We start from the raw sequence: 898 nt of genomic DNA, 5'->3' as shown, positions 1-898 counted from the left end.
CCCTCAAAGATTGATGATGAAGCCTTGCTTAAGGATATTGAGCAGTATCCTGATGATTACCAATGGGAAAGCGCTAGACGTTTTAATTGCTCGCAATCAGCGATTTGTTATGCTCTAAAGCGAACTAAAGATAACGCATAAAAAAAGATTAACCAACATCCAAAAGCCGACACAGAGAAAAGAGAGCACTTTCAAGAACAAATAGTGGATAAGACTGCTCAAGACAAACCGATAGTCTATCTTGATGAATGTGGTTTTAAAGCCTTTGATCATAGACCTTATGGCTACAGCACAAAAGGACAAGTTTGTCATGGAAGTGATAACTGGCATTTAAAGAACCAGAGCAATGCGATTGGAGCCATTATAGTGCAATCATCTAAAGCCCAACCCAATCCAAAGCAGATAAAAGCATAAAGTATCAATACAATCCATCCGCCATTCTTTGCGTATTTGCTTAATCCAAGCCCACATCTTTTCAATGGGATTTAAGTCTGGACTATAAGGGGGTAACCAAACTATCTCATGCCCATGTTCTTCAATGATTGCTTGAATATCACTGCGTTTATGAAAATTTGTGCTGTAGCCATAAGCTCTATGAGCAAAGGCTTTAAAACCACATTCATCAAGATAGACTATCGGTTTGTCTTGAGCGGTCTTATCTACTATTTGTTCTTGAAAGTGCTCTCTTTTCTCTGTGTCGGCTTTTGGATGTTGGTTAATCTTTTTTTATGCGTTATCTTTAGTCGCTTTAGAGCATAACAAATCGCTGATTGCGAGTAATTAAAACGTCTAGCGCTTTCCCATTGGTAATTATCGGGATACTGCTCAATATCCTTAAGCAAGGCTTCATCATCAATCTTTGAGGCTTACGCTCAGTTAAAGCCTTTAGGATTGAGGA

At 38.8% G+C, this 898-nt stretch carries 3 protein-coding genes and 1 pseudogene; 2 read left to right on the top strand and 2 right to left on the bottom strand.

The window, feature by feature from the left end:
• Positions 1–24 precede the first annotated feature (24 nt).
• Both A5N85_RS17445 and A5N85_RS15450 read left to right on the top strand, forming a co-directional pair.
• The gene (locus A5N85_RS17445; protein WP_072577635.1) at positions 25–141 is read left to right on the top strand and encodes an IS630 transposase-related protein; all 117 of its coding nucleotides are present in this window, start codon (positions 25–27) and stop codon (positions 139–141) included.
• A gap of 63 nt (positions 142–204) precedes the next feature.
• The gene (locus A5N85_RS15450) at positions 205–414 is read left to right on the top strand and encodes a hypothetical protein (RefSeq protein WP_143143351.1); all 210 of its coding nucleotides are present in this window, start codon (positions 205–207) and stop codon (positions 412–414) included.
• Between the two features lie 57 nt (positions 415–471).
• Here A5N85_RS15450 and A5N85_RS16815 read toward each other — a convergent pair.
• Positions 472–666: pseudogene (locus tag A5N85_RS16815) on the bottom strand (transposase); the annotation flags it as partial.
• Positions 663–857: an IS630 transposase-related protein gene (locus A5N85_RS14160; protein ID WP_072577674.1), complete on the bottom strand. Its 195-nt coding sequence runs from the start codon at positions 855–857 to the stop codon at positions 663–665. The pseudogene A5N85_RS16815 and the gene A5N85_RS14160, both read right to left, overlap by 4 nt.
• Positions 858–898: the final 41 nt, after the last annotated feature.

Source organism: Suttonella ornithocola (assembly GCF_001889065.1).
Classification (GTDB): domain Bacteria; phylum Pseudomonadota; class Gammaproteobacteria; order Cardiobacteriales; family Cardiobacteriaceae; genus Suttonella_A; species Suttonella_A ornithocola.
The sequence above is the reverse complement of the archived record's forward strand: the minus strand, read 5'-3'. Positions and strand labels throughout refer to the sequence as shown.